The sequence below is a fragment of the Nitrosomonas sp. genome (assembly GCA_031316255.1).
GTDB lineage: Bacteria > Pseudomonadota > Gammaproteobacteria > Burkholderiales > Nitrosomonadaceae > Nitrosomonas.
Genome location: JALDQW010000001.1, coordinates 2,876,544 through 2,897,688, shown reverse-complemented (window position 1 = coordinate 2,897,688; position 21,145 = coordinate 2,876,544). Strand labels below are relative to the sequence as shown.

Annotated in this window: 19 protein-coding genes; 6 read left to right on the top strand and 13 right to left on the bottom strand. The window is 46.0% G+C overall.

The genetic code is table 11. The features are described from left to right. Positions 1-27: 27 nt before the first annotated feature. Positions 28-354, bottom strand: coding sequence for a hypothetical protein (locus MRK00_12910; GenBank protein MDR4518272.1), 327 nt, complete (start codon positions 352-354; stop codon positions 28-30). Between MRK00_12910 and MRK00_12905 the strand changes: the two genes are divergently transcribed. Further along, positions 338-1,351: an IS110 family transposase gene (locus MRK00_12905; GenBank protein MDR4518271.1), complete on the top strand. Its 1,014-nt coding sequence runs from the start codon at positions 338-340 to the stop codon at positions 1,349-1,351. The two genes, MRK00_12910 and MRK00_12905, sit on opposite strands and share 17 nt — an antisense overlap. Positions 1,352-2,004: 653 nt before the next feature. Here MRK00_12905 and scpB read toward each other — a convergent pair. The 6 genes from scpB to MRK00_12875 all read right to left on the bottom strand — a co-directional run bounded on the left by scpB (position 2,005) and on the right by MRK00_12875 (position 7,006). Further along, positions 2,005-2,688, bottom strand: coding sequence for an SMC-Scp complex subunit ScpB (scpB, locus tag MRK00_12900; protein ID MDR4518270.1), 684 nt, complete (start codon positions 2,686-2,688; stop codon positions 2,005-2,007). Continuing rightward, positions 2,663-3,472 carry a segregation/condensation protein A gene (locus tag MRK00_12895; GenBank protein ID MDR4518269.1) on the bottom strand — a complete coding sequence of 270 codons (810 nt, stop codon included), beginning with the start codon at positions 3,470-3,472 and terminating at the stop codon, positions 2,663-2,665. Before MRK00_12895 ends, scpB begins: the two co-directional genes overlap by 26 nt. A gap of 36 nt (positions 3,473-3,508) precedes the next feature. Then, complete coding sequence (locus tag MRK00_12890) at positions 3,509-4,711, bottom strand: tryptophan--tRNA ligase (protein ID MDR4518268.1); 1,203 nt, start codon at positions 4,709-4,711, stop codon at positions 3,509-3,511. 78 nt (positions 4,712-4,789) lie between these two features. Next, on the bottom strand, positions 4,790-5,455 hold the full coding sequence (locus tag MRK00_12885; protein MDR4518267.1) for a site-2 protease family protein: 666 nt from the start codon (positions 5,453-5,455) through the stop codon (positions 4,790-4,792). Beyond that, positions 5,451-6,086 carry a threonylcarbamoyl-AMP synthase gene (locus MRK00_12880; protein MDR4518266.1) on the bottom strand — a complete coding sequence of 212 codons (636 nt, stop codon included), beginning with the start codon at positions 6,084-6,086 and terminating at the stop codon, positions 5,451-5,453. Before MRK00_12880 ends, MRK00_12885 begins: the two co-directional genes overlap by 5 nt. 71 nt (positions 6,087-6,157) lie before the next feature. Beyond that, entirely contained in the window at positions 6,158-7,006 is an 849-nt protein-coding gene (locus MRK00_12875) for a PHP domain-containing protein (protein ID MDR4518265.1), read from the bottom strand. A gap of 143 nt (positions 7,007-7,149) precedes the next feature. Here MRK00_12875 and MRK00_12870 point away from each other — a divergent pair, with 143 nt between their 5' ends. The 5 genes from MRK00_12870 to MRK00_12850 all read left to right on the top strand — a co-directional run bounded on the left by MRK00_12870 (position 7,150) and on the right by MRK00_12850 (position 11,742). Next, the gene (locus MRK00_12870) at positions 7,150-8,388 is read left to right on the top strand and encodes an NnrS family protein (protein ID MDR4518264.1); all 1,239 of its coding nucleotides are present in this window, start codon (positions 7,150-7,152) and stop codon (positions 8,386-8,388) included. Positions 8,389-8,650: 262 nt separating this feature from the next. Next, entirely contained in the window at positions 8,651-9,070 is a 420-nt protein-coding gene (locus MRK00_12865; GenBank protein ID MDR4518263.1) for a rubrerythrin family protein, read from the top strand. 150 nt (positions 9,071-9,220) lie between these two features. Then, complete coding sequence (locus MRK00_12860) at positions 9,221-10,612, top strand: Fe-S oxidoreductase (protein ID MDR4518262.1); 1,392 nt, start codon at positions 9,221-9,223, stop codon at positions 10,610-10,612. A gap of 5 nt (positions 10,613-10,617) precedes the next feature. Further along, positions 10,618-11,208, top strand: a complete 591-nt coding sequence (locus MRK00_12855) for a DUF3501 family protein (GenBank protein ID MDR4518261.1) — start codon at positions 10,618-10,620, stop codon at positions 11,206-11,208. Then, positions 11,209-11,742 carry a CNP1-like family protein gene (locus MRK00_12850; protein MDR4518260.1) on the top strand — a complete coding sequence of 178 codons (534 nt, stop codon included), beginning with the start codon at positions 11,209-11,211 and terminating at the stop codon, positions 11,740-11,742. A gap of 42 nt (positions 11,743-11,784) precedes the next feature. Here MRK00_12850 and MRK00_12845 read toward each other — a convergent pair whose 3' ends face one another. The 6 genes from MRK00_12845 to MRK00_12820 all read right to left on the bottom strand — a co-directional run bounded on the left by MRK00_12845 (position 11,785) and on the right by MRK00_12820 (position 21,049). After that, positions 11,785-12,372, bottom strand: a complete 588-nt coding sequence (locus MRK00_12845) for a TetR/AcrR family transcriptional regulator (protein ID MDR4518259.1) — start codon at positions 12,370-12,372, stop codon at positions 11,785-11,787. Between the two features lie 222 nt (positions 12,373-12,594). Next, entirely contained in the window at positions 12,595-12,987 is a 393-nt protein-coding gene (locus MRK00_12840; protein MDR4518258.1) for a F0F1 ATP synthase subunit epsilon, read from the bottom strand. Positions 12,988-13,193: 206 nt separating this feature from the next. Next, on the bottom strand, positions 13,194-14,594 hold the full coding sequence (gene atpD / locus MRK00_12835) for a F0F1 ATP synthase subunit beta (protein ID MDR4518257.1): 1,401 nt from the start codon (positions 14,592-14,594) through the stop codon (positions 13,194-13,196). A 284-nt stretch (positions 14,595-14,878) separates the two neighbouring features. After that, the gene (locus MRK00_12830) at positions 14,879-19,453 is read right to left on the bottom strand and encodes an Ig-like domain-containing protein (GenBank protein ID MDR4518256.1); all 4,575 of its coding nucleotides are present in this window, start codon (positions 19,451-19,453) and stop codon (positions 14,879-14,881) included. 899 nt (positions 19,454-20,352) lie between these two features. Continuing rightward, positions 20,353-20,772, bottom strand: coding sequence for a CopD family protein (locus MRK00_12825; GenBank protein MDR4518255.1), 420 nt, complete (start codon positions 20,770-20,772; stop codon positions 20,353-20,355). Between the two features lie 67 nt (positions 20,773-20,839). Next, positions 20,840-21,049 carry a dodecin family protein gene (locus tag MRK00_12820; protein ID MDR4518254.1) on the bottom strand — a complete coding sequence of 70 codons (210 nt, stop codon included), beginning with the start codon at positions 21,047-21,049 and terminating at the stop codon, positions 20,840-20,842. Positions 21,050-21,145: the final 96 nt, after the last annotated feature.

The following is a 21,145-nucleotide window of genomic DNA, read 5'->3' as shown; positions in this document are numbered from 1 at the left end:
CATGGACAACTGCTTCGTTGACTTAAACTATAAATCGACACGCTTGCTGTCTTCTCCTGAACCGGCACGAATTTCTTCAATCGCCGGAAAATCCTGCCAAGCACCGGCCAGTTCGGCAATCGACTCCGGCCATTCATTGGCAACTCTTTCTTCAATGATGCGCGCTATCCATTTGCTTTTGGATAAATTCGCAGCCTTGGCCGCCGCAATCATTTTTTCTTCGATTTCTTTTTCCAGATAAATCGTTACCTGATAATCATCTAGCCGTCCCCCGCCCCAGCGGTAGCTGGAAAGGATAAAGTTAAGGTACGAACCAACTTTATCGACGGAGGACGAGATGTTATTTTGCGGCATAGACCTACATTCAAACAACAGTTTTATAGTAATAATTGATGAAGACGACCGGGTTGTGTACAGCAAACGGCATGGCAACAATATGGTTGAAATTCTTGAGGCTATGTCGCCTTATCGGGACGAAATATCCGGCATTGCAGTTGAGTCAACTTTCAACTGGTACTGGCTGATTGATGGTTTGCAGGAGCGGGATTATTCAGTGCATCTGGTCAACACCGTGGCGGTCAAGCAATATGACGGGATGAAACATCGCGGCGATGAATCGGATGCCAGGCACTTGGCACATTTGTTGCGGCTGGGCTTGTTGCCGGAAGGCTACATCATGCCCAAAGACAAGCGTGCGATGCGCGATCTGGCGCGAAAGCGCATGCAACTGGTACAGCAACGCAGTGCGCAGATTATTACAATCGAATCGGCGATGCAGCGTTATACCGGGGCGCGCGCCAACAGCAACACGATCAAACAACTGACTGAGTCCGATTTAGAACAATTGAATCTTGGCTCAACCGAAATACTCGGATTGCAAACCAATCTGGCCGTCATGCATGCACTACAAGACCAGATTGGCCGTGTTGAAGCTGTATTGGAAAGTTATTGCCGAACCGATCCCGCTTTTCGGTTACTCAAAAGCACCGCAGGTATTGGCGATGTGCTGGCGACAGTCATATTACTTGAGACTGGAGAGATCGAGCGGTTTGCAGATGCTGGTAACTATGTTTCTTACTGCCGTTGTGTCGGCAGCGCACACCTGTCCAACGGTAAGAAAAAAGGCAGTGGTAACACTAAAAATGGCAACCGCTATCTGGCGTGGGCGTATGTTGAAGCGGCCAACTTTGCAGTACGTTATTGCGAACCGGCAAGAAAGTTTTACCAGCGCAAAAAAGCCAAACGCAACGGTATTGTTGCCATCAAAGCAGTTGCGCATAAACTGGCGCGCGCCTGTTATCACATGTTAAGAACAGGAGAAGTATTCTCTGTAGAACGCTGTTTTGTATAGTATAGATTTGGCGATGGCCGGTTAAGCCAGCATAGGGGTTGGATATCGAGCCACCGGACCTGATTGGACGCCGCGCCATCCGCCATTGCTGACAGTTTGACTGAAGTGAATCGCCCGGATTGTAAGCCAGAAAGGGTTGGCACCTATTGGTAGCCACAGACTTGAACAAACAATTGGATACAAGACGGCACTGAGATGCTTCCGGGGCAGCGTTGCTGCCAGGGTGAAACAGGATTCTGTTCTCACTTGATCCAGATGGGTGACTGGTGCGATTTGCATCACCAAAAATATGAAGCAACAGGCGCGAAATTTTCAGCAAAACTGTTTTGTAATGGTGTTATTGAGGATTAATGTATCGCCGTAAGGCGAGTATTTCGTTCGGACTATTGACTCAGGACGGCTAATGGGTGCCCCATTGCTTAATCCTCATAATCATATATGTGGGATTATAAGTGCATCACTCACACAATATCAAACCAAACTGTATCGCACCTTCACCTGTTGCTTCGCGCACACCGTCGCGTCATGTAGGGTGCCGTAGGGTGTCAATCAGCAAAGCGCATTGCACCATAAAGCCACACCCATCGATGCAATGCCTATTGGTTACTGCACCCCGCTTTTGCGCTCAGCGGCCTCGGGCGAGGCGATCCAGTTCAGTCCGATTCATTATCGTGCATTGTTGATTCCGGCTCGGCTTCATCATCGGGCAAAGGCAGCGCACCTGTTTTTGCGTCCGTTTCCAGTAATGAATCCAGTTCTTCCAGTGGCGGCAGTTCGTCCAGTGCGCGCAAACCGAGGTCATTCAGAAAATGTTGTGTTGTAGCAAACAATGCCGGTCTACCCGGTACATTACGATGGCCGACCTGGTCAATCCAGCCGCGCATGGTCAGTGTCTTAAGAATCGACGAAGACACAGCAATTCCACGTATTTCTTCAATATCACCACGTGTAACCGGTTGATGATAGGCGATAATTGCGAGCGTTTCCAGAACTGCGCGGGAATACCGTGGCGTTTTGGGGGCATCCAGGCGGTTCAGGTAAGGTTGCATTTCAATTTTGGCCTGAAAACGCCAGCCGCCTGCAACCTGGACAAGTTCTACGCCCCTGTCAGTCCAGCTCTGCTGTAATTCTTCAAGCAATCCAGACAACTGTTTTGCATTGATTTGATTATCAAATAATTTTTTCAGTGCATTGACTGACAACGGCTCTTGTGTAGTGAGCAACGCCGTTTCAAGTACCTGCTTTATTTTTTCGGGTGCTTCAGCGCCGAATGTTGCCTCTTCAACGTTGTTATCAGCTGAATCGGGTTGATCAAGCAGTATCGACCGCACGGACATAAATGACTCCCAATACTTCCAGTTGTATGATTTCTACCAACATCTCTTTGGCAAGTTCCAGTATTGCGAGGAAAGTGACAATGACTTCGGACACTGCCGCGACCGGACTGAACAAGTCATAAAAAGCAACTTGTCCGCGTTGATGCAAATTCCTTAGAATCTGACTCATATAGGCACGCACCGAAAGCTTCTCGCGATTGACCTGATGGTGCCGGTTAATCTTGGCCCTGGCCAGCAACTCAAGCCAAACCTGACGAAGCTCATCGACAGACACATCAGGCAATTGTTCGGGCATGTGCTGATCCATCCAAATTTGTACACGCGCAAAATCACGGTCAATTTGCGGTAACTCGTTTAATTGCATGGCCGCCCGTTTGATTTGTTCATACTTGAGTAACCGCCGCACCAGCTCCGCTCTCGGATCTCTCTCTTCCTCAGCCTCTGAGACCGGCGCGGGCAACAACATGCGTGATTTGATCTCGATCAGCAAGGCAGTCATCAGCAGATACTCGGCGGCCAATTCGAATTGTTCCACTTCCATCATTTCAACATAGGCCATATATTGCTGGGTCAGTTGCGTCATCGGAATATCCAGAATATCGAGGTTATGCTTGCGTATCAGATAAAGCAGCAGATCGAGGGGACCCTGGAACGTATCCAGAAACACTTCCAATGCATCGGGCGGGATATATAAATCCTGCGGGATTTCCATTAACGGTTCGCCGCAGATTTTTGCCACCGGTTTCATGGCGGATTGATTAACAGCAGATTCCACTGTTGTCATCGCTTCATTTAATTTCCGTCTGACTTATCCGGCATATCAGGAATAATCCAGTCCAATGGCTGCACGAACATCGCGCATTGTTTCTTCGGCAAGCTGATTTGCCTTTTCGCAACCGTCGGCAATAATATTGCGTACCAGCACCGGATCTTCCTCATACATTCTTGCCCGATCATGCATCGGTTCCTGCGCAGCCAGCACCTTTTCTATAACAGGGGATTTGCAGTCAAGACAGCCGATTTCTGCAGTTGTGCAGCCGTGCTGAACCCATTTACAGGTCTCATCGTCGGAATAAACCAGATGAAACTGCCATACCGGGCACACTGCCGGATTGCCCGGGTCGGTACGCCGGACACGCGCCGGGTCGGTCGGCATGGTGCGAATTTTCTTGCGCACACTTTCCGATTCTTCACGAAGACTAATGGTATTGTTATAGGACTTCGACATTTTCTGACCGTCCAGCCCGGGCATACGCGAAGCCTTTGTCAGCAGTGTTTCCGGCTCACACAAGATCATTTTTCCGCCGCCTTCGAGATAGCCGAATAACCGTTCTTTGTCACCCATACTGAGATTTTGCTGTCCTTCGAGTAGTGACTTGGCTTCCGCCAAAGCGCTGTCGTCACCCTGTTCCTGATAACGATTGCGCAGTTCACTATATAATCTTGATTTTTTTGAACCCAGCTTTTTAATGGCGACTTCGGCTTTTTCTTCAAAACCGGGCTCCTTGCCGTAAATATGATTAAAACGCCTGCAAATCTCACGCGTAAATTCGATATGCGGCGCCTGGTCTTCACCGACCGGCACCCGGTTTGCGCGATAAATCAAAATATCAGCGCTTTGCAGCAATGGATAACCCAAGAAACCATGGGTACTGAGGTCTTTTTCCATCAGTTTTTCCTGCTGATCCTTATAAGTCGGGACGCGTTCGAGCCAGCCCAGTGGCGTCATCATCGACAATAACAGATATAATTCCGCATGCGCAGGCACCTTGGACTGTATAAACAAAATTGCTTTTGATGGATCAACACCGGCAGCAAGCCAATCAATCACCATGTCCCAGACATTTTTCTCAATAATTTCCGGTGAATCATAATGCGTCGTCAGCGCATGCCAGTCAGCGACAAAAAAAAGGCATTCATACTGCTGCTGTAGTTCAACCCAGTTTTTTAACACACCATGATAATGTCCCAAATGTAAATTACCCGTAGGGCGCATCCCCGATAAAACGCGATCAGCAAACATGTTTTATGTCCTAATATACAACGTTACAAGTTATTCTGTTCATTCTAAAAATTGGCTACTTTTTATGACAGGAAACAATCAGACGTATAATCCGAAAAAAGAAACAATCATTAATTTCATAAAAGTTATCAGCGGCCAGACAATGACGCCCAACACACCGCTGATTAGCAGCACCAGCAAAATCATAAACCCATACGGTTCAATTTTGGCAAAGTGATAAGCAATCCTGTGCGGCAAAAGACTCACCGCCATACGACCTCCATCCAGCGGCGGCAATGGCAACAAATTCAACACCATCAAAATAACGTTAATCTCGATACCGGCAATACCCATCAATATCATGGGCTTGGTTAAATCATTGATGGGCATGACCATGGCGAGCTTTATTACCAGCGCCCAAAAGAAAGCCATAACCAGGTTGGCGCCCGGGCCTGCGGCGGCAACCCACAGCATATCCTGTTTAGGGTGGCGAAGGTTAGCAAAATTAACCGGCACCGGTTTGGCCCAGCCAAAAAGAAAACCCGCGCCCATTGTGATTTTACTGATAATGAACAGTGACGCTGGCACTAGAATGGTACCGACAGGATCGATATGTTTTGTCGGATTAAGACTGATACGTCCTTGATTAAAAGCGGTAAAATCGCCAAAATACTTGGCCACATAACCATGCGCAGCTTCGTGTAAGGTAATGGCAAAAATAACCGGTAATGCATAGATTGTTATTCCCTGGATAATACTGTCAATATCCATTTTCAATTCCGAAAGGATCAAGATCGCCTTTGCCTTTCCTGACAAGCAAAGGCACGTCATCAGTCAGATCGATCACTGAGGTCATTTCCAGGCCGCACGAACCTGCATCCATCACCAGATCGACCTGATGTTCCAGCCGGTCCCGGATTTCCTCGGCATCAGTCATGGGGAGTTCATCTCCCGGTAGAATCAAGGTCGAGCTCAACAAAGGCTCATCCATCTCCTCCAACAATGCCAGAGCCACAGGATGATCCGGGACACGCAAACCAATCGTATAACGCTTGGGATGTTGCAGACGGCGCGGAACCTCACGGCTCGCCTCCAATATAAAGGTATAACTGCCCGGCGTCGTTGCTTTCAGTAACCGGTATTGAGCATTGTCCACTTTGGCATATAGTGAAATTTCCGCAAGATTCCGACAAACAAGCGTAAAGTGATGTTTTTCATCCACCTGACGTATCGTACGTATTCTTGACATTGCATCCTTATCGCCAATCTGGCAACCCAACGCATAACTCGAATCGGTAGGATAAACAATAACCCCCCCTTTCCGTACAATATTAACGGCCTGCTTGATTAGACGTGAATGCGGATTTTCTGTATGAATCGAAAAAAATTGAGCCATGGTGCCTTTTATTCCATTATTTCAAATGATTCTTTAATGACTGCAAATACGTTGGCAGGCTTCACAGCGTGTTAAATATTTGGGGGCACATTCCAATCATGCCACACCGGAACACACCCCGCCGGCAATTCGGGCAATCGACCTAAATCATAGTAACTTTCATTGGGTCCATGAAAATCCGAGCCGCAGGAAACCAACAAATTATTATTCTTCGCGTGTCCGGCAAAAATCTCTGTCTGTTGTGCTGTATGACTGGCACTGATCACCTCAAGCGCGCTGCCGCCTAATGCGCAAAATTCATCGAGCAAGTCATTTAATACATTTTTTCCCAAATTATACCTTGCCGGATGTGCAATAACAGCCCTGCCGCCGCTCGCGATTATCCAGTCAATTGTTTCACTTAATGCCGCCCATTCATGGTGTGCATACCCTGGCTTTCCTTTAACCAGATAATTTTTGAAAACCGATTTCATATCCTTGGCATAGCCTTTTTCAATTAAAAACCGGGCAAAATGGGTACGGCCAATCAAACCACGCGCACCCACAAAAGTATATGCCCCTTCAAGACTGCCCTCAACCCCGACTTTTTCCAGAGCAGCCGCGATATTCCGTGCACGTTGAGTCCGCCCTGCCCTGATTGCGGCAAGACCTTCAACAAGTGGCGGGTAACTTGGGTCGACATTCAGGCCAAGCACATGTATGGTGCGTCCTCGCCAACTGACAGAAATTTCCACGCCATTGATAAATGTGATATTTTTCTCAAACGCGGCCGAACGCGCTTCTTCCAGTCCGGCAACATCATCATGATCCGTTAACGCCAGTAGTTTTACACCCCGTTGGAATGCGCGTTCAACCAGTTGCGCAGGGGTCAAAACACCATCAGAAACAGTGGAATGGCAATGCAGGTCAATATTGAGCATGTAGAATTAATTGGTTTTGTAACAAGAAAAAGGAACGCAGCATCATAACAGTTTAAACAAGCCAGGATAAAACGGCATGCTGGTCGCAGAACAACATAAAGAAATAATTGGATTATATCAAATACAAGAACAAGGGACTCTGAATGTTCACTAATTTAAGTTTCTGGCGTCATATTTCAGCAGCACCGCATCGCAGTCTTTTTCTAGCGGGTGCGCTTCAAGGTATTTTTACATTAGTCTGGTGGGTTTATGATCTGGCTGGACGGTATGCCATATTTGGCACTTTACAGATTTGGAGTATCGCACCGACCTGGGCACATGCTTTTTTAATGATTTACGGTTTTTTTCCATTCTTTATTTTCGGTTTTCTGTTTACCACCTATCCAAACTGGATGAATGAAAAAAAAATCACGCCCCGCGTTTATATGACAACCTGTCTGTTAATGGCTGCTGGCGTTGCATTGTTTTATACCGGTCTGGCATATGGAAAATGGCTTACCGTTCTCGGCGTAATCGCAATGCTGGCAGGTTTTGCTAATGCCTTTAAAGCGTTGCTGGATATTCTTCTTCAGGCGAAAGGCCAGGACCGGCGCCATGCCAGTGTAACCAGTTCGGCTCTGTTTATGGGATGCCTCGGCATTACCGCGTATTTACTTTGGCTGTTAACGGACACCCATTTTCTTTTGGATTTTTCACGTCATGCGGGCATCTGGTTTTTTCTAACGCCCATTTTACTGGCTGTTTCACACCGCATGATTCCTTTTTTCTCCAGTCGGGTACTGGAAAACTATGTCGTTGTCCGACCCTACTGGATGCTATGGATCATGCTGGCCTGTACTGTTGCGCATGGTTTATTGCAATTGGTAGGTTACCCAAAATATCTATGGATTGCAGACTTGACGCTGGCTTTATGTGCGCTGTACTTATCCCTTCGATGGGGATTCCTGCGCAGCTTTCAGGTCAGTCTGCTGGCCGTCTTGCATGTTTCCTTTGCGTGGTTCAGTTTTTCAATGTTGTTGTACGGATTGCAAAGCCTTGTATTCATGCAGACTGAAGAAAACACATGGATATTCGGCATGGCGCCGTTACACGCTCTGGCCATCGGTTATTTTGCCAGCATGGTGCTCGGCATGGCTTCGCGGGTGACCATTGGTCACTCCGGTCAGCCCTTGGTATTGGATCGATACACCTGGCAGTTATTTATCGGCTTTCAAGCCGCTGTCATACTGAGAATATTACCCGATATCATTCCAGTTTTTGGCCAATTCACACCGATACTTTATCTGCTCGCCGGACTGGTCTGGTTATCTTGTTTCATTTTATGGGCGGCACACTATATACCGATTTACTGGCGGCCCCGGATTGACGGCAAGCCTGGTTAATCGTAAGCACCACCATTTAACCAGAGTTGAATAGACTCACTTGACAAGCACACAGGGCTTAGATAGTCTCGCTTCACGGATCAGCTTTGCACCCTGCCTGTTTTACCATTCAACAGACAAAGCTGTTAGGGAATAACATAAAGTTATCTAATCATTTATAATTTAGCTGGCCTTTGCACCAGAATGGTGCATAATTTTCATAATAATAATTATTAACTCGTATTTTTTACATATCACGTCGCGTAACAAAGGAGATAAAACAATGGAACTTAAAGGATCAAAAACCGAAAATAATCTGAAAGCAGCTTTTGCTGGCGAATCTCAAGCCAATCGCCGTTATTTGTATTTTGCGTCTAAAGCAGATGTTGAGGGTCAAAATGATGTCGCGGCTGTGTTCCGTTCAACCGCCGAGGGCGAAACCGGACATGCGCATGGACATCTTGAATATCTGGAATCTTGTGGCGATCCGGCCACCGGTCTGGCTTTTGGTTCATCTCGCGACAATCTGAAAACAGCAATCGCCGGTGAAACACACGAATATACCGATATGTACCCTGGCATGGCAAAAACAGCACGCGATGAAGGTTTTGACGAAATCGCCGACTGGTTTGAAACCCTGGCCAAAGCCGAACGTTCTCATGCAAACCGCTTTCAACGTGCGCTTGACAGCCTGACCGACTAGATTGTCAAGGGTCAAATCTGCTGACAAGCAGACCAACCTGTGTTAAAAATAGAAAATGGGAATGTGGAACCTTTCAAGATAACTTGATTGCGTCCCATTCCCGCCCCATTCCGTTAACACGCTTCATTTTTTTGTTACATCAAAAATGCTATGGCCACACGCGAAGGCAGTCTTGAAGCACCCAAGCGTAATCCGATAGACTGGAAAAACATCGATTTCTACAATGAAGCCAGTCTGACAAATGAAATGGAGCGCGTTTTCGACGTTTGTCATGGGTGCCGGCGTTGCGTCAATCTGTGCACCGCATTTCCACGTCTTTTCGATCTGATTGACGAAGGCGCCACCGGGGAACTGGACGGTGTGGAGAAAAACAAATTCTGGGAAGTTGTCGAACGCTGTTTCTTATGCGATATGTGTTTCATGACCAAATGCCCTTATGTACCGCCGCATGAATGGAATATCGATTTTCCGCATTTAATGCTGCGCGCCAAGGCCGTGAAGTATAAAAACAAAGGTGCAAATTTTAGGGACAAACTACTATCGAACACGGATCTTGTCGGCAAAATTGCAACGATTCCGGTCATTGCCCAGAGTGTTAATACCTTGAATAAAAACACTATTGCGCGTAAGCTAATGGACAGTTCGCTCGGCATTCACGCAGAGAGAAAACTACCCGACTACGCTGCAAATAAATTTCGCACCAGCGCCAGAACCAATATGACATTCATGGTCAGAGACGGCGAACGCACCCCGGGTAAAGTTGCGATCTATTCCACCTGCTACATCAATTATAACGAGCCCGGCATCGGTCATGATTTACTCAGAATTCTCGAACATAATGAAATACCCACACTGCTTGTTGAAAAAGAAGTTTGCTGTGGCATGCCCAAGCTGGAACTCGGAGACCTGGATACGATTGAACAACTCAAAAATAAAAATATTCCTCATTTATTGAAACTGGCCCAAGACGGGTTTGCCATTCTCTCTGCCGTGCCCTCCTGCACATTGATGTTCAAACAGGAGTTACCGCTGCTGTTTCCCGATGATGAGGCTGTACACGCTGTCGCAGCAGCCATGTTTGATCCATTTGAGTATTTTATATTGAGAAATCAGGATCAATTATTGAAAACGGATTTCAAAACTTCGCTGGGAAAGGTGGCCTATCATATCCCTTGTCATCAGCGTGTGCAGAATATCGGAAAAAAAACACGCGATGTTTTGCAGTTGATTCCGGATACCGAAATCAATGTCGTGGAACGCTGCTCCGGACATGACGGCACCTGGGGCGTCAAAAGCGAATATTTTGCCGATTCAATGAAAATAGGACGCCCCGTTTTCCGGCAAATGGCCGCGAATAAACCTGACTATATCAGCTCCGACTGCGCCATTGCCGCGCGTCATATTGAACAAGGAATGGGAAGCGAAAATACCGCACAGAAAAAGCACCCACTTTCCTTGTTGCGCATGGCATATGAAGGTCAAGCGCATCATAACCGGGCGATTGAACCAAAAAACGAATCTGAAAACAATAATTCTGATTAGAGAAAATGACCAATATTACACGCGACAGCCTATTAACATTGGAAGATTACGCCAAAGTACGTAAAGAAAAGCGTAAAGAAGTCATGGCGCATAAAAAATCACGCAAAATCCCGCTCGGTAATCACATCACTCTTTTTTTTGAGGACGAAATTACTATCCGTTATCAAATTCAGGAAATGCTGCATGTGGAACGCATCTTTCAGGAAGACGAAATCGTTCATGAACTGAACACCTACCTGCCGCTTGTACCCGATGGATCAAACTGGAAAGCCACGATGATGATTGAATACCCCGATCCGGCGGAACGCGCCGCCCGTCTTGCGGAAATGGTCGGCATCGAAGACAGGGTCTGGGTAAAAATCGGCGATTTTCCAGCCGTATACGCGATTGCCGATGAAGATCTGGATCGCGAAAATGATGAAAAAACATCGTCCGTGCATTTTTTGCGCTTTGAACTGACACGTGACATGATAGCAGCATTGCATCACCATAGCACGTTGTCTATGGGTATTGATCACCCAGCGTATCAAGCAACGATCGATCCGGTTGACGAACTAAGCAAGGCATCATTGACCAATGACCTGGTCTGTGCATAAATGAATCAACGAATGAAAATGCCGTATTTCCTGCTTATCGGCATGCTGCTGCTCTCTGCATGCGCGGCTAAAAAGGAATTCAAAGACGAATTTGACGCCGAGAAAAAATGGATTGAGCAGTTATCCCAATTGCCGCCCTACCCTGATGCAAGCAATCTGATTGCATTTGATGCAGGCTCAATCACAGACTATAAACATTTTGTAGACGCAACATCCATCAGTATTGGCCAAGACGGCGTAATACGTTTTACCCTGGTCACCCAGTCCTCAACGGGAGCAATGAATATCAGCTTTGAAGGCATCCGCTGTGCAACAAACGAGAGAAAACTATATGCAATAGGGCGCGACGACAAAACCTGGTCGGAACCCAGGGAATCCGAATGGCAACCGCTCAGTTTCGTCCGACAGTTCTATGCGCAACGCGAACTGTCCAAAAACCTGTTCTGTCCGCATAAACAGATTGTCGGCAGCCCTGAAGAGGCAATCAGGACATTAAGACAGGGAGTGCACCCATCCGTTCAACGCTATCGTTAGCCGAACTGAATACCCTGTTTCTATTCACCATTCACTTTAGGGTTAATCAAGCGCAGCGAGGGTAACATCTACAATCTCGTCAAGTCGGTCCGGGTCGACCTGTGCAGAAACCATCGAACGAATACCTGCAATATTTGACATTATGTAAAAAGCTAACGTGCCCGGCTCTTTCCTTTGATTAATGACACCGGCTGATTGTCCATTTATAATAGCCTCTTGCAATATCCCATTAAGTCTCAAAGTTGAACCATTCAACTTTTGAGATACATGAGCATCGCGCCCCGCAAATTCATGTGCAGTATTTACTAAGAAACAGCCAAGATGCGGTTCTTTTAACCGCGCACTCTGAACAATACTACGTAAAAATGCCTCAAGAAATTCACGCCCATTCGAAAAATGACTCAAACCTTTTTCAACCATTGCTATTTGGTTATCGCAAAAAAGATCAAGGCTTTTTTCGAATATTTTGTACTTATTACCGTAGGCATTATAAAAACTGCTTTTTGAAATATTCGCGGCATCGAGTATATCTTCGAGCGTTGTTCTGTCATATCCCTTTTCCCAGAAAATGTTCATGGCAATTTCCAGCGTTTTATTAGGATCGAATCCTAGAGGTCTTCCTTTCTTCATATCCAATATTTGTCAGTTATTGTATTTTTCAAGCAAAGTTTCTGATTCGTACTATTCTGAGCAATAGCTGGCACTGGCCTCGCTATAATAGCGTTTGCAAGGATAACACTCTAAAAAGAAAGTGCCAATGATTTATGTCAATCGTCGTTCGAGTTTGCGCAAATTATATGAAGTTTTGCTGATTGTATCTTAACAATTCTGACCCTGTGCAATACAGCATTCTTACCGTTTCTGTTCCCGCAACTCTTTGAATCCACGCAAAGTACCCGCTTCAAGCCGTGCTAACGCCGTGCGAGCCTTGCGCTCATGTTCATCAAGTTCGAGAAAACGCTCATCGATAAGTGCCTGCAACTGATCTAGGTTAGTACCCCGAACGCCATTTAGCGTGGAAACAAACACGTCACATCCGCATTTAACCAGAACACCTTCATCGACGGCGACAAAGCCCTCTTCACCATCCGGCGAATAGAAACTGAGAATACCGGGTTTCAATGCGGCAACAAAGTCAATATGCCTCGGCAGCAAGCAAAACGAACCATTTTCAGCCTCGGCGATTACTTTAATCACCTTTTCATCAACCAGTATTTCGGTAGGCAACAGCACTTGTAACTGCATAAAGGGCACCCCTAAAAATTCAGAGTTTTAAACAAGACAAGGCGAGAACAAAAAATATTGACGCAGCATATGATTAATATGTAAGGAAACATTTTTTGTGAACAACGACGAACTGTGTCGAAACGGGGTAAGCAGGCAATCCGCGATGCGGATGCTCGCAATTATGGATTTTTAGAGGTGCCCTTAATTCAGTGGTATTCAAACCTTTATCCACGATTTATTTCATCGACTGAACCAATCATATAAAAGGCCTTCTCACTAACTTCCGAAAATTCGCCTGACAAAATGCGTTCACACCCTTCAATCGTCTGTTCAAGGGAAATTCGTTTACCTACCTGTCCGGTGAACTGTTCAGTTGTGAAAAATGGCTGGGTCATGAAACGCTCCAGGCGGCGTGCCTTACTGACAGTTAATCGATCCTCACGGGAAAGCTCTTCTATCCCGAGCATGGCGATAATATCCTTGAGCTCTTCATACTCGGCAAGCGTGCTCCGTACAGTTTGAGCAACACGATAATGACGTTTGCCGACAATTGTAGGCGTAAGCATTTTTGACTCAGTCTGCAAAGGATCGATTGCCGGATAAAAACCCTGACTGGCGCGTTTCCGGGATAATACGATGGAGGCGGATAAGTGCGCAAAAATATGAGTTGCAGACGGATCGGTCAGATCATCGGCAGGCACGTAAACTGCCTGTACCGAGGTAATACTGCCGTTTTGCGAGCTGCAGATACGCTCCTCCAGTTTGGCCAATTCGGTAGCGAGTGTAGGTTGGTAACCAACGCGTGACGGTATACGCCCCATCAATCCCGACACTTCCGTGCCTGACTGAACAAAGCGAAACACGTTATCGATCAGCAATAAAACATCCCGTTTGATCACATCGCGGAAATATTCAGCGACGGTCAAAGCCGCATGCCCAACACGAAATCGCGCTCCGGGCGGTTCATTCATCTGCCCATAGATCAACACTGCTTTTTCCAAAACACCCGATTCTTCCATGGCCCGATACATTTCCTCAGCCTCGCGCATACGTTCACCAATACCACAAAACAAACTGATGCCTTCGTATTGCTCGGCCATATTGTTAATCAGCTCATTGATCAAGACTGTTTTGCCGACACCTGCGCCGCCAAACATGCCCGACTTACCGCCGCGCTCCAGTGGCGCCAACAGATCAATGGCTTTAATGCCGGTCTCAAAAATTTCGGTGCTTGTGGTTCTCTCCGCCAGTGGCAGCAAGGGGCGATGTATGGACCAGTACGCTTGAGCGTCAATTGGCTTATTGATTCCATCAATCGTTTCTCCAAACACATTCAACATGCGTCCGAGCAATCCCAGACCTACCGGCATTTGTAATGTAGCGCCGGTATTACAAACCCGCATACCTCTTCCCAAACGGCGTGTTGCGTTCAATGCGACACAGCGTACTGTTGAAGGATCCAGATGTGTCTGAACTTCCAGTACAACCTGTCCGGTTGCACCTGCCAGCAATTGAAAATTTCGTGCCGGAAGCGGCGGCGGAAAATGCACATCAACGACGTTCCCCATCACCGCAACAACCTCTCCGTGAGGATAGCTGGATTCAAGTGTCGTGAAGTTCTTCATAGGGTCATCAATAACCAATACACTATCAATTTGATATTGCGGGTTCGTGCGCAAGTCAGTATGCATGAAATGCGCGCCTTACATCCAACCACTCAAATTCTACTTGAGTAAACCGCCGACTTGAAGACAAAAAAAAAAAAAACAAAACGATATCCGGCAATGCCGGAGGCTTATGGCTGAAGCACTCTCTCAATGCAGCACCAAACCACATAACTGTTACGGCAACAGCCGTAACGGTTATGCTCCTGGCAATCCTCTGGCAAAACCGGGATTACTTGCTTTGCTTATTCAAGTAGATATTCAATTTCCAGCGCAGGCCGTAAAGTAACGCCTTCAGCATATTCACTGCTGACAAATGTCTTCGTATTGGTATTACCGCTAACAGGCACCAACTTCCATCCAAAGTTTGCCCTGCCGCTTTGAATCGCCTGCACACCACTGGTCACGTCAACAACAAGCCAATCCGGACCCCACGGTGCAGAACCTTCACCATCGAACTGACTATCGATGTCGACTCCAATACCATTAGCCCCAACCTGGTCCCAGAAAACCGCTAACTGACTCTCGTGCCAGGTCACTTGATTTTCCAGCCAAGGCACGAGTACTGGATGCGCCCTGTAGACATGATCATAGAATGAAGACTTGTACAACTTCAGCTTGGCAGATGTAACTACTGCTTGATCGGGAACCAAACCGCCTTCCGATTCAAAAATCGCAAACTGAACCAGTGTCGCCAAGCGAGAACCTGTTGATTTATCGAAAAGTTTCTTACTTGTACCGAAGTTCACGAAATCATGGTATTCATAAATATAGCTATCCCATACATTGGCAAAGCCATTTACCCCTCTTTGTAATGTAACACGGACACTACCATTATTGATGGTTTGCGTGACATCAATGCCAACTGATTCAGAGGCGCCTGTCAATGCGCCGTCGTCAGTAACAATCGCATGGACTGTATGCATACCTTCGGTTGCATTCGTCCAGGAAAATTCATAAGGCGCTTGTGTCACTTCTCCGAGCAAAGCACCATCAGCATAAAAAGCTACCTTAGTAACAGTGCCATCAATATCATTCGCATCGGCTGAAATCAATATAGGAACGCCTACTTCAAAAATAGCACCGGCACTTGGTGCGGTCAATGACACCACTGGCAGTTGATTGATCAAGTCAGTAATGATAATTGTGGTGCTCAAAGAAACTGTTGTTTTGCCGCCATCGTCAGTAGCCACCGCCTGTAGCGTTTGCGTACCTGGCAATGCATTTGTCCAAGAAAACTCATAAGGACTGCTTGCATCTGCCCCTATCAATACCCCATTTGCGTAAAACTCGACTTTTGTAATCACACCATCGGGATCACTTGCATCGGCAGTTAATAAAACAGGTGTACCTTCAACAAATTCAGAGTCCGACGCCGGCGCTGTCATTCTGACGGTCGGTGGCAAATTTACAGAGCCGCTATCGGGTAGATACTCAATTTCCAACTTTGGCCGTAGCGTCGCATCTATTTGGTATTCGCTGCTGGCGAATTTTTTCAAATTGCTATTACCGCTCACCGGCACCAGTCTCCAGCCATGGTTTTGCCCTGTTGCACTCATGCTTTGGACACCACTTGTCACATCAAGGCTTAGCCATCCTGGATTCCAGGACACAGCAGCTTCCCCATCAGGAGCGACCGCAATATCCTGACCCATGCCTAACGCACCTGCGCTGCCCCAGAGTATCCCAGACTCGCTTTGTTCCCAGGTAACATCTTGCTCGGCCCAGTTCTTTAACACGCGATGGGCGCGATAAACATGGTCGTAAAATGAATATTTGAATAACCATAATTTTGCCGATGTGATCACAGCACCATCTGGCACCGGACCGCCCTCGCTATCGAAAATGGCAAACCGGATAAACGGCGCCAACCGGCTTCCGCTTGGTTTTTCCAGTAACGAATCGCTATTACCATAATTGATGGTACTGAAATGTTCATAAGCATAGGCGTCAGCCGTTCCCGCATAGCTATTCAGCCCTTCCTGAAGTACTACTTTTGTGCCGTTACTCGGCGTGGACTGAATCACATTAATTTGATTGGACTGCGATGTTGTAGCGCTACCGTCATCATCGGTTGCAATCGCATGAAGACTGTATGAACCCACTGCAGGATTCGTCCAGACAAACTGATAAGGCGCGTTAAACACCTCACCGAGCAAGTTTCCATTGGCATAAAATGCCACCTTGGCAACAAAACCGTCCGAGTCAGATGCTGTTGCATTGAATTGAATGGACGTTCCGATCTGAAACTCTGCGTTTTGAAGCGGTGAAGTTAGATTTACAGTCGGTGGAAAATTGTTGGCAACAACTGGGTTCACGGTAATTGAAACACTTGCGGACGTTCTTTTCTTACCGTTATTGTCTGTCGCAACCGCATGTAGCGTGTGCGCACCAACTGTCGCATTGGCCCAAGAAAATTCATAGGGACTGGTCAAGTCTTCATTGAGCAAAACACCATCCGCATAAAATTCAACCTTGGCAATGCTGCCATCCGCATCACTCGCGTTGGCAACCATCAAAACTGGAGAGCCTTCAATAAATGCCGCACCCGCTGTGGGAGCCGTCATACTAACCGTTGGCGCAGAATTTACTGGTCCAGATCCTGAAACGTACTCTATCTCCAAAACAGGTCTTTGTATTGCATTAGCGCTCTCACTGCTTGAAAACCTGATTAGATTATTATTTCCACTGATTGGAACCAGCTTCCAGCCATAATTTTGCCCATTTGCACTCATATCCTGAACGCCCGGTGTCACATCGACCTCAAGCCATCCAACATCCCATGCAATGCTGCCCTCGCCATCGGCTAGATTCGAAAAATCAACGCCGGATGTGTTTGCGCCTGGCGAACCCCAATTTACGCCGGAAGTTCTCTGCAACCAAGACACACTACTGCCATCCCAATCGGATAGTATTCTGTGCAAACCATAGACATGATCGTACACAGAATATTTGTAAAGTGACAATTTTGCTTTTCGGATTAAGGCGCCGTCAGGTATTGGTCCACCTTCACTCTCAAAAATTGCAAATCGAACAAGTGGCGTCAAACGTGCACCGGTTGGCCGGCTATACAAAGTATCTTTTCCGGAGAAATTAAACGCATTCAGACCTTCATCAAGATAGGTATCTATAGTTCCGGTATAGGCATCCAGGCCATTCTGAAGTTTTAATGTTTGAATCGTGTCAGACGATACGACAACATTGATAGGCGAAGATCCGGCAGATGTACCGTCGGTAAACAAGGCGTTAGCGGTTAAAACATACGAGCCGGGGATTCTATTATCCCACTGAAAACCGAATGGTGCGATATCAGATGAACCAATGACATTTCCATCAAGCAGATACTGCACACTCGAAATCGTTTTTCCCAAAGCATAAACAGAGATTTCAATCGACTGATTTGAATATATTACTTCACCTTCTACAAGATTTGCTATCGCTACGCCGTCATTTGCAATTTCAGGTTGCCAGTTTGCCGGCTTATAAACCCAAATATCGCCCGCATTAGCATCATACAGGCCGATATAAGCATCCAGTGCACGCGCATATTTCCACTTGCCAAGAACAGGATTCACTATAGTATTTTGGGGTGCTGCAAGACCATCCGGAGTAAAGCGACTTAATGTCCAGGTCCCGGAAGCCAGATCCGCCGGCGGTATTAATTGCCAAATATCCTGATTACCGTCCCATAAAAGAAAGACCTGACGCAAATGATCATAATCGAGACCAAAGTAGATTAATTTGCTGAAATCAAATGTACCTTCACTATCTACCGGAGAAAAAATTACATTTCTGGCGATTACACCATTTGGCTGATTGAGATCCCAGAAGATAAAACTACTGCCAGCAGTTCGCACAAAAATTTTACGTTGTGGATCATAGGCGCCAGCACCTTGTCCAGAAAAAGTAGATCCGGACTGCACCGTTCCGACAACTTCATAGGTGTCCTGTGATGAATCCGTAGTTGAAAAGGCAGAGTATCGAAACAACTGGCTATTCGTCTGAAGATAAAGTGCATCAACGCCATTTTCTTCAGCATAAGCAGACGCCGTATTAATAAAATAATTCGGCAATACTTCCCCCGGAGTACTTGGAATTAGATTATCCCGGTTAGTCCACATATTTTTACCGACGACATTGGTAAAAATTTCTGGACTCACCTGCGAGCCGGTTGTACCGCCCACTGCATTAGCGTCAGCTAACGCGGGATCAAAGAAATAGGGGCCCGTTGGCGAGCCGTCCGCGTGGACAAAGCGTGTGCCTGTATTAAAAGCAGCGCCGCCAAATGTTACAAACCGATCCAGAATAGGAAAAAATTCCGAGTTATCATAAGTATGTGCGGCGATTGGCGCATTGAATACGCCATCAATAGCCTCATATTGAACACCGGAAATCAGCTTGACATCCGAAGGTAACGAGCCGCGTGTCCAATTCAGTGAAGACGTTTCCCAAATATAGGTTTCGTTCCCAGGATAATTTGCATGGCCGCCACCCCAGATAATGATATTACCCCGGTTAGAGTCCCACGCCATTGAGCTCCAGGCTAGAATGATACTGTGCGGCGACCCGACATTAGGTGCTTCGGGTGGTTTTGGCCTCTGCTCAAATGGCGTCCAGGCATCGTCATATCGATTTGCATTCAGTTTTACCCAACTATTCTCAGGCGCGAGGGCCAGAATACGGGCGATATCCGAGTTGACATCTAACTTCCAACTGCCTTCAGTTCTACCGGGCGCTACAATTAAAAATAATAATAATAAAATGCCAATGAAAACTCTACAGAACATTTTAGCAAACCATTCATATTCCAGTTCTTTCATAATTTCTAATCCTTGCGATCCAGTAGATGTTTAAACGATACTGAATTTGTTCATCAATCAAACAATATCAGTTCGAATGAGACGGGCATCTCTTTCTAGACTTAAAGCAGATTTAGCCCTTTGTTTTTACATTGAATTTATAGTGTTATGGAAACAGGATTCAGATAAACCCCGATTTCTAATGCAGGCTGTTTATTCTGGCAGTGATGCTCTGTCAACAGAATACTGTGCTAAATATTCATTTTTGGCAGTATTAAATTAGAGTGCCAGATACAGATCAAATGGTCACAAATGATTTTCTTGAACAAAGTAATTTTTTGGGGTACCCATAAGATAAGTAGCCATTTTAGCGCTGCACGTTTTTTTGATCATACTGAGATTTCATGCATGCTACCTTTAGTATAAGCAAGAAATGTGCCGAATATAAAATGGCAATTATAAACAGTCTATTATTTAAGTTGCCTCAGTGACCAAAGCATGAGGTGTAAAATTTACCGACAATTATCCCTGTTTATTGTTATGTCAGATAGCGAATAAAGATAATCTCTAAAAACGATGACGCCCATTCCTGCTGCTTTTTCAGTTTGCTGACCGTTGGAAACACTAACGAGGCGGTCGGCACAATGCAAAACAGCCAGAAAAAGAAGTTGATACAGAATAAGTGAGCAATTTAAGCCTGTTATGATTGATAACGCTACTAATGCCCAAGAATGGTTGCCAGCCCAACAGTTATTCCTGAAATGATGCCACATCCAGCTATTCGTTGCTCTTTTGGAATAATCAAACTTCACTACGCATGTTTCGCTGGCACCATTAACAGGAGCAACAAAAATAATTCACTCATTGAGCACAGTCTCTGGAAAAACTTCAGGTAACTGCTCTTCAAATACAGAAGTTAATCAAAACAATACTGGCTTAATCACAACGAGCATCACAATAGCAAACAAGATCAACACGGGAAACTCATTAAACCAGCGATAAAAAACATGGCCATGCGTATTGTTATCCAGTTTGAATGCCTGGACATATTTACCGCAAAAATAGTGATAAACAATTAGCACCATAACCAATGCAAGTTTTGCGTAAAGCCAATCGCCTGTAAAACCATAGCCAAGCCATAGCCAGATACCAAAAACAACCGTCAATACCGCACCCGGTGTCATAATGCCATAATAGAGCTTGCGCTCCATAATTTTGAATCGCTCTTTGCCTGGCGTATCTTCGCACATAGCGTGATAAACAAACAAACGAGGCAAATAAAACAACCCGGCAAACCAGGTCACCATAAAAATGATATGCAGGGATTTTATCCAGAGCATAGGCGTCAGTTCATTGGATCGATAGTGTTAAACGTCCACAGGTGTAACCCAAACCAACTAACATGAATTAATCTCTCAATGTAAAACCCACTTTTATGGTCACCTGCCAGTGCTTGATTGTACCTTCTTCGATATGTCCGCGTGTTTCGGTAACCTCAAACCAGCGCATATCTTTAACGGTTTTAGCCGCTCTTGCGATCGCATTCTCTATCGCGCCTTGCATGCTGACTGTGGACGAACCGGTAAGCTCCATGATTTTATAAATATGATCTGACATGATTGACCTCCCCTATCTCGGTGGTTAGATTAAAATTAGGAGTATACCTAAATTCTGGTTTCAAGAAAGTGGTTTAGGATCCGAATCTATTCGAAC

What these genes read in the sequence shown, in the direction of transcription:
- MRK00_12840 (MDR4518258.1), bottom strand. Translation starts at nt 12,987, where the DNA reads ATGCAGTTACAAGTGCTGTTGCCTACCGAAATACTGGTTGATGAAAAG.
- MRK00_12850 (MDR4518260.1), top strand. Translation starts at nt 11,209, where the DNA reads ATGAATCAACGAATGAAAATGCCGTATTTCCTGCTTATCGGCATGCTG.
- MRK00_12845 (MDR4518259.1), bottom strand. Translation starts at nt 12,372, where the DNA reads ATGAAGAAAGGAAGACCTCTAGGATTCGATCCTAATAAAACGCTGGAA.
- MRK00_12910 (MDR4518272.1), bottom strand. Translation starts at nt 354, where the DNA reads ATGCCGCAAAATAACATCTCGTCCTCCGTCGATAAAGTTGGTTCGTAC.
- MRK00_12820 (MDR4518254.1), bottom strand. Translation starts at nt 21,049, where the DNA reads ATGTCAGATCATATTTATAAAATCATGGAGCTTACCGGTTCGTCCACA.
- MRK00_12870 (MDR4518264.1), top strand. Translation starts at nt 7,150, where the DNA reads ATGTTCACTAATTTAAGTTTCTGGCGTCATATTTCAGCAGCACCGCAT.
- MRK00_12895 (MDR4518269.1), bottom strand. Translation starts at nt 3,472, where the DNA reads ATGACAACAGTGGAATCTGCTGTTAATCAATCCGCCATGAAACCGGTG.
- atpD (MDR4518257.1), bottom strand. Translation starts at nt 14,594, where the DNA reads ATGAAGAACTTCACGACACTTGAATCCAGCTATCCTCACGGAGAGGTT.
- MRK00_12880 (MDR4518266.1), bottom strand. Translation starts at nt 6,086, where the DNA reads ATGGCTCAATTTTTTTCGATTCATACAGAAAATCCGCATTCACGTCTA.
- scpB (MDR4518270.1), bottom strand. Translation starts at nt 2,688, where the DNA reads ATGTCCGTGCGGTCGATACTGCTTGATCAACCCGATTCAGCTGATAAC.
- MRK00_12830 (MDR4518256.1), bottom strand. Translation starts at nt 19,453, where the DNA reads ATGAAAGAACTGGAATATGAATGGTTTGCTAAAATGTTCTGTAGAGTT.
- MRK00_12875 (MDR4518265.1), bottom strand. Translation starts at nt 7,006, where the DNA reads ATGCTCAATATTGACCTGCATTGCCATTCCACTGTTTCTGATGGTGTT.
- MRK00_12855 (MDR4518261.1), top strand. Translation starts at nt 10,618, where the DNA reads ATGACCAATATTACACGCGACAGCCTATTAACATTGGAAGATTACGCC.
- MRK00_12865 (MDR4518263.1), top strand. Translation starts at nt 8,651, where the DNA reads ATGGAACTTAAAGGATCAAAAACCGAAAATAATCTGAAAGCAGCTTTT.
- MRK00_12905 (MDR4518271.1), top strand. Translation starts at nt 338, where the DNA reads ATGTTATTTTGCGGCATAGACCTACATTCAAACAACAGTTTTATAGTA.
- MRK00_12860 (MDR4518262.1), top strand. Translation starts at nt 9,221, where the DNA reads ATGGCCACACGCGAAGGCAGTCTTGAAGCACCCAAGCGTAATCCGATA.
- MRK00_12890 (MDR4518268.1), bottom strand. Translation starts at nt 4,711, where the DNA reads ATGTTTGCTGATCGCGTTTTATCGGGGATGCGCCCTACGGGTAATTTA.
- MRK00_12825 (MDR4518255.1), bottom strand. Translation starts at nt 20,772, where the DNA reads ATGCTCTGGATAAAATCCCTGCATATCATTTTTATGGTGACCTGGTTT.